The 6,631-nt window shown below is 69.2% G+C and carries 7 protein-coding genes; 4 read left to right on the top strand and 3 right to left on the bottom strand.

Annotation, left to right across the window (positions count from 1 at the left end; genetic code table 11):
• From sucD to K8V84_RS08570, 3 genes are all read right to left on the bottom strand, one after another.
• The coding region (gene sucD / locus K8V84_RS08580) for a succinate--CoA ligase subunit alpha (RefSeq protein ID WP_304072724.1) at positions 1-784 on the bottom strand (784 nt) is incomplete at its 3' end.
• A 15-nt stretch (positions 785-799) separates the two neighbouring features.
• Entirely contained in the window at positions 800-1,981 is a 1,182-nt protein-coding gene (sucC, locus tag K8V84_RS08575) for an ADP-forming succinate--CoA ligase subunit beta (protein ID WP_304072721.1), read from the bottom strand.
• Positions 1,982-2,327: 346 nt separating this feature from the next.
• The gene (locus K8V84_RS08570; protein ID WP_304072718.1) at positions 2,328-2,738 is read right to left on the bottom strand and encodes a cobalamin B12-binding domain-containing protein; all 411 of its coding nucleotides are present in this window, start codon (positions 2,736-2,738) and stop codon (positions 2,328-2,330) included.
• Positions 2,739-2,883: 145 nt separating this feature from the next.
• Between K8V84_RS08570 and K8V84_RS08565 the strand changes: the two genes are divergently transcribed.
• The 4 genes from K8V84_RS08565 to K8V84_RS08550 all read left to right on the top strand — a co-directional run bounded on the left by K8V84_RS08565 (position 2,884) and on the right by K8V84_RS08550 (position 6,473).
• On the top strand, positions 2,884-3,174 hold the full coding sequence (locus K8V84_RS08565) for a hypothetical protein (protein WP_304072716.1): 291 nt from the start codon (positions 2,884-2,886) through the stop codon (positions 3,172-3,174).
• 66 nt (positions 3,175-3,240) lie between these two features.
• Positions 3,241-4,728: an AlkA N-terminal domain-containing protein gene (locus K8V84_RS08560; RefSeq protein WP_304072713.1), complete on the top strand. Its 1,488-nt coding sequence runs from the start codon at positions 3,241-3,243 to the stop codon at positions 4,726-4,728.
• Entirely contained in the window at positions 4,725-5,315 is a 591-nt protein-coding gene (locus tag K8V84_RS08555; protein WP_304072710.1) for a methylated-DNA--[protein]-cysteine S-methyltransferase, read from the top strand. The genes K8V84_RS08560 and K8V84_RS08555 overlap by 4 nt, the downstream gene beginning before the upstream one ends.
• A 111-nt stretch (positions 5,316-5,426) precedes the next feature.
• Entirely contained in the window at positions 5,427-6,473 is a 1,047-nt protein-coding gene (locus tag K8V84_RS08550; RefSeq protein ID WP_304072707.1) for a M23 family metallopeptidase, read from the top strand.
• Positions 6,474-6,631 lie beyond the last annotated feature (158 nt).

The raw sequence follows: 6,631 nt of genomic DNA, 5'->3' as shown, positions 1-6,631 counted from the left end.
TACCGGAGGAGCCGGAGACGATGGCGCCGGCGTGGCCCATGGTCTTGCCCTCCGGGGCGGTGAAGCCCGCGACGTAGCCGATGACCGGCTTGGTCACGTTCTCCTTGATGTAGGCGGCGGCACGCTCCTCGGCGTCGCCACCGATCTCACCGATCATCACGATCACGTCGGTGTCCGGGTCGGCCTCGAAGGCCGCCAGGGCGTCGATGTGCGTGGTGCCGATGATCGGGTCGCCACCGATGCCGACGGCGGTCGAGAAACCGATGTCGCGCAGCTCGTACATCATCTGGTAGGTGAGCGTGCCCGACTTCGACACCAGGCCGATGCGACCCGGCTTGGTGATGTCGGCCGGGATGATGCCGGCGTTGGACTGACCCGGGGTGATCAGACCGGGGCAGTTCGGGCCGATGACGCGGGTCTTGTTGCCCTTGGCACCCGCGTGCGCCCAGAAGGCGGCGGTGTCGTGGACCGGGATGCCCTCGGTGATCACGACGGCCAGACCGATCTCGGCGTCGATGGCCTCGACGACGGCGTCCTTGGTGAACTTCGGCGGAACGAAGATCACGGTGACGTCGGCGCCGGTGGCCTCCATGCCCTCGGCCACGGAGCCGAAGACCGGCACCTCGGTGCCGTCGAAGTCGACCTTCTGGCCGGCCTTGCGCGGGTTCACGCCACCGACGATGTTGGTGCCCGAAGCGAGCATCCGACGGGTGTGCTTGGTGCCCTCAGAGCCGGTCATGCCCTGGACCAGCACCTTGCTGTCCTTGGTCAGGAAGATAGCCATGGTGAAATTCGTCCCCTACTTCGCCGCGAGCTCGGCGGCCTGCGCGGCGGCGCCGTCCATCGTGTCGACCCGACGAACGGCCGGGTGGGCACGCTCGTCCAGGATCTGTCGGCCCAGTTCGGCGTTGTTGCCGTCCAGGCGCACCACCAGCGGCTTGGACACGTCGTCGCCGCGGCCCTCCAGCAGCTCCAGCGCCTGCACGATGCCGTTCGCGACGGCGTCACAGGCGGTGATGCCACCGAAGACGTTGACGAACACGCTCTTGACCGCGGGGTCGCCCAGGATGATCTCCAGGCCGTTGGCCATGACCTCGGCCGAGGCGCCACCACCGATGTCGAGGAAGTTGGCGGGCTTGACGCCACCGTGGCTCTCACCGGCGTAGGCGACCACGTCCAGCGTCGACATGACCAGACCGGCACCGTTTCCGATGATGCCGACCTCGCCCTCGAGCTTGACGTAGTTGAGGCCCTTGGCCTTGGCGGCGACCTCGAGCGGGTCACCCTCCTCGGCGAAGGTCAAGCTCTCCAGGTCCTGGCGGAACTCGGCGTTCTCGTCCAGGGTCACCTTGCCGTCGAGGGCGACGACCCGGCCGTCCTTGGTCAGGATGAGCGGGTTCACCTCCACGAGGGTGGCGTCCTTGCCGACGAAGGCGTCCCAAAGCTTGGTGACGACCTCGGCGGCACCCGCGGCGGCGGCCTCGGGCAGCTTGCCCGCCTTGACGATCTCGGCGGCGACATCCGCCGGAGCGCCCTTGAGGGCGTTGATCGAGATCTTCGCGACGGCGTCGGGGTTGGTCTCGGCGACCTCTTCGATCTCCATGCCGCCCTCGGCGGAGCAGATGGAGAGGAAGTCACGGTTGGCGCGGTCCAGGAGGAAGGAGAAGTAGTACTCCTCGGCGATGTCACTCGCCTCTTCGACCAGGACACGGTGGACCGTGTGGCCCTTGATGTCCATGCCGAGGATCTGCTCGGCCTTGGCCTGAGCGTCCTCGGGGCCGTCGGCGACCTTCACGCCGCCGGCCTTACCGCGGCCACCGGTCTTGACCTGGGCCTTCACGACGACACGGGGCTTGCCCGCGGCGGCGAACTCATCAGCGATGGCACGTGCCTCAGCGGCCGTGCTCGCCACCTTTCCCTGGGGTACGGGAACTCCGTACTCTGCGAAGAGATCCTTCGCCTGGTATTCGAACAGGTCCACGAGGGTCCGTCCTTGTAAATCGCTGGCTCAAGTTTGTACCGGGGGTGGCGTGTCCGGATCGGCGGTGACGCACTGGTGTCACACGACGCAAACCCCGATGGGGGCTGAGCCGCCTACAGAGATCGAGATCGCCGCGGCGTTGCCACCCGCGACATGCGCAAAGCTTAGTCGCCCGTGATCCGGTCATCGGCCACCGGGGCCGAGTTGCCCCCTCGGAACGGCCCCCGAAAGCCGCTCGCGCGGTAGTACCACGGTTCTCACGTGGGAAAATATGTGACCAGAGACACGGCGGCTAACACCGTTCTCCGGGTCTGCGATGCGAGGAACATCACGGCTCGGGGGTGGGTCAGGCGGCGTGCGCCGGGCGGATGTTCTCCCGCACCCAATCGGCGATCTCGGCCGTCGGCGCGCCCGGCGTGAAGATCCGGGCGACCCCCATCGACTCCAACTCCGCGACGTCGGAATCGGGGATGATGCCACCGCCGAACACCCGGATGTCGGTGGCGTCGTTCTCCCGCAGGAGCTCCATGACCCGACCGAACATCGTCATGTGCGCGCCCGAGAGCACCGACAGACCGATGGCGTCCGCGTCCTCCTGGAGCGCGGCGGCCACGATCATCTCCGGGGTCTGGCGCAGGCCCATGTAGATGACCTCCACTCCGGCGTCCCTCAGCACCCGGGCGACGATCTTGACCCCCCGGTCGTGTCCGTCCAGACCCGGCTTGGCGACGACGACCCGCGCGGCGGACTCGGCCATGGCGTACCCCTCACGACGTTTCCCCGCCCGCCCGGCACCCCTTTTGGGGGTCTCCCCGGACGCCGAGGAGGAGATGATGAACTCGTGTGAAGAGTAACGCAGCTCACCCGGGGATGCCCGGCCCGGTCTCGGGTATCTTCCGACCATGGGAGACAACGCCACCGGCTTCGAGCACATCAGCACCGATGACCTGCGTGAACGCGCTGTGGAACTGGCGCGGAAACGGTGGGACCTGCGCTTCTTCTGGAAACTGCTCGGCCTCATCCCCGCGGGCGAGGCCGCCGCCGGACACATGGAGTCCAGTCAGGCGAGCGTCGCCCAGGCCTCCGGTCTGTTCTTCGAGGCGCTGTCCGCGGAGGACGACCCGGAACTCCAGGAGGCCCTGCGCCCGGTCTACGTCCAGTACCTGGTCGACAACGAGGACGAGGAGGAATAGCCCCGTCACCTCCATGTCCGAAAACCGCCGGCCCCGCGGGCCCCGGTCGGTGAACATGGAGAGGTGATGGACGACGACCAGCGCTACAGAGCGGTCCGCAGCAGGGACTCCCGCTTCGACGGGGTCTTCTACACCGCCGTGCGGACCACCGGCATCTACTGCCGGCCGAGTTGCCCGGCGGTCACCCCCCGCCGGGAGAACGTCCGCTTCTACCGTTCCGCCGCGGCCGCCCAGGAATCGGGTTACCGCGCCTGCAAACGTTGCCGCCCCGACACCGTGCCCGGTTCCGCCGAATGGAACGTACGGGCCGACGTGGTCGGTCGGGCAATGCGTCTCATCAACGACGGGGCCGTCGACCGCGGCGGGGTGAGCGCCGTGGCCGATTCGCTGGGGTACAGCGAACGCCAGCTCAACCGGTTGCTCACCACCGAGGTCGGCGCGGGGCCGCTGGCGTTGGCCCGCACCGAGCGGGCGCACACCGCCCGGATCCTGGTGGAGACCACCGACCTGCCCATGGCCGACACCGCGTTCGCCGCGGGTTTCGCCAGCGTCCGCCAGTTCAACGAGACCATGCGGGCGATCTACGACCGCTCCCCCGGCCGGATGCGCGAGGACGCCCACGGTGGCACCCTCGCGACCGGCTCGGGCACCATCACGCTGCGACTTCCCTATCGGGGGCGGATCGACCTGTCCGGGATGCTCCCCTTCCTCGGGGAACGCGCGGTGCCCGGGGTCGAGGAATACATCGACGGGGTGTACCGGCGCACCCTCAGGCTGGCGAACGGACCCGGGATCGTGGAACTGTCACCGGCGAGCGGATCGAGGACGACGGGCGGGCACGTGCTGTGCCGGTTGCGCCTGACCGAACCGCGTGACCTGGCCGGGGCGGTCCGGCGCTGCCGGAGCCTGCTCGACCTGGACGCCGACCCCGAAGCCGTCGCCGAGATCCTCGGGCCCGACCCCCTGCTGGGACCGGTGCTGCGCGCGCGGCCCGGCGTGCGCGCCCCCGGCCACGTGGACCCCGCCGAACTCACTGTGCGAGCGGTCCTCGGCCAACAGGTGTCGGTGAAGGCCGCGCGTACCCTGGCGGGACGGCTGGTCGAACGGTTCGGAGAGCCCTTGGGGCGGCCCGAAGGCGCCCTCACCCACACGTTCCCGACGCCCGACGCGCTCGCCGCGGCGGACCCGACCGAGATGTCGATCCCGGTGGCCCGCGGCCGCGCGCTGGTGGAGGTGGCCGCGGCGCTTGCCGACGGCCGAGTCGACCTCGGACCCGGCTGTGACCGGGACGAGGCGGAACGGAGGCTGGTGGGGTTGCGCGGCATCGGCCCGTGGACCGCCCGTTACGTGCGTATGCGTGGTCTGGGCGACCCGGACGTGTTCCTTGAGACGGACCTGGGGGTCAGGAAGGCCCTGGAGAGGTCGGCGTTGCCGGCCACCCCCGCGGCGGCGGCACGCGGGGCACTGGCCTGGAGCCCCTGGCGTTCCTACGCGACCCACCTGCTTTGGGCCTCTTCGGCCCACGACGAACACCGAGAGAGGCGAGGACGATGACCTACACCGACCAGGACGCGCTACCGCTCGACCTGCCCGAGGCCACCGAACCGGCGGCTCCGCCCAGGACGACCTCGGTGCGGTTCCGTGAACCGATACCGGGATCGACCAGGTACACGACGATGGACTCACCGTTGGGCGAACTCCTGCTGTTCGGCGACGGGGAGGCCCTGGCGGGGGTTTCGACCCCGCCCAAGGACGGGGCCCCGCACCACGTCGGCGAGAGGTGGCTGTCCGACGAGGCGCCCTTCACCGAAGTGAAGCGGCAGCTGATCGCCTACTTCGCGGGGGAGCTGCGCGAGTTCGACCTGCCGTTGGCCCCCGCGGGCACCCCCTGGCAACTGCGGGTGTGGCGGGCGCTGACCACCATCCCCTACGGAGAGACCGCCGGGTACGGCGAGCTGGCCGAGGAGCTGGGGCGGCCCACCGCGTCGCGCGCCGTGGGGGCGGCGAACGGACGCAACCCGATCAGCATCATCGTTCCCTGCCACCGGGTGATCGGCGCGAACGGTTCACTGACGGGATACGCGGGAGGACTCGAACGGAAGAAGAAACTTTTGAACCTCGAAAATCGTAATCGCGTATGAAATTTTCGTTGCCCCCCTTGATCCGGGGTTGGGGCGTGCTTACTCTGCGGTAACCACATCAAGGTTGTGGTGTCATACCCCGTTCGCTACTCGACTCCCCCAGGAGAAGCGTTGGCACTGCCCACCCCCGCTCCCCGATTCCTGCCCGTAGGCGCGCTCACGGTCGCCATGTCCGCCGCCCTGCTCGCGGGAGCCTCCACCCCGGTCGCGGCCCAGCCGTCCGCCCCGTCCCACAGCACGGCGGACAACGTCGAGATCATCGTCGAACACGCCGAGACCCTGGACCTGCCCCGCACCCTGAGCACCACCTCCGAGTCCGCCCAGACCGACCTGGCCGACGCCGTCATCGACGACGTCCTCACCGAACGCGACACCGGGCTGTCCACCCTGGCCGAACAGGAGCGCGACGTCCGCGTCGACATCCGGGAGGCCATCGACGGCGCCGCGTTCGGTGTCGCCATCGTGACCGCCCCCATGGGCGCCGAGGAGGACCCCTACGCCTGGCTGTTCGCCGCGGAGCTCGACGGCGCCGCCTGGACGGTGGGTTTGGAGGGTACCGAGGAGTTCTCCGAGATCCTCGCCGAGTCCTCGCTCATGGACACCGACCAGCGCGAGACGGTCTCCGCGTCCACCGACCCCGACCAGCTCTCCCCCATGGCCTACACCGGAGTCGGACTCCCGTTCTCGGTCGGCACGTCGATGGTGATGACCAGCGGACCGCACGGGTTCAGCTCGGGCCCGCCGTACAGCTCCGTTGACTTCGCGGGAGGCAACGGCCAGGCCCGTGCGGCCCGAGGCGGCTACGCCTACTCGCTGTGCGAGGGCTGGACCCGTGTCATCCACGACAACGGCTACTCCACGGACTACTACCACCTGGAGGACTACCAGTGGCTGCCCGGTAACGACGTCGGCAACGGCTACTACCTGGGAACCCAGGGCAACAGCCTCTGCGCCGGGGGCTCGACCACCGGGGCCCACATCCACTTCGCGCTGCGCGGCTACACCGACCCGAACGCCGCCGGTTGGTACGTCGCCCTGAACGGCCTGACCCTGGGCGGCTGGACCTTCGTCGAGGGCGCGGCCTACGGTGGCTACGCCTACCGTGACGGCGTCGGCACCATCTACCCGGGCGGTTCCATGCACAACTACGGCTTCTGACCCGAGCGGCCGTACCGGTGAGTCGGTCGCCGCACCGACCAACGCACGCAGCAAGCGTGCGGCCAGAGGGGCCTCCACAGCGAGTGGAGGCCCCTCCCCCATTCCCGGAACCTCGGGTGAGTGGTGAGTTATCCACAGGCCTGAGTTCTCGTCCTGGC

This window comes from Nocardiopsis listeri (assembly GCF_020741345.1).
Lineage (GTDB): Bacteria > Actinomycetota > Actinomycetes > Streptosporangiales > Streptosporangiaceae > Nocardiopsis > Nocardiopsis listeri_A.
This window is presented reverse-complemented; position numbering and strand designations above follow the sequence as displayed.

Bases quoted from the DNA above. Each gene is read 5' to 3' on its own strand.
- K8V84_RS08570 (WP_304072718.1), bottom strand. From the start codon at position 2,738: ATGGCCGAGTCCGCCGCGCGGGTCGTCGTCGCCAAGCCGGGTCTGGAC.
- K8V84_RS08555 (WP_304072710.1), top strand. From the start codon at position 4,725: ATGACCTACACCGACCAGGACGCGCTACCGCTCGACCTGCCCGAGGCC.
- K8V84_RS08565 (WP_304072716.1), top strand. From the start codon at position 2,884: ATGGGAGACAACGCCACCGGCTTCGAGCACATCAGCACCGATGACCTG.
- K8V84_RS08560 (WP_304072713.1), top strand. From the start codon at position 3,241: ATGGACGACGACCAGCGCTACAGAGCGGTCCGCAGCAGGGACTCCCGC.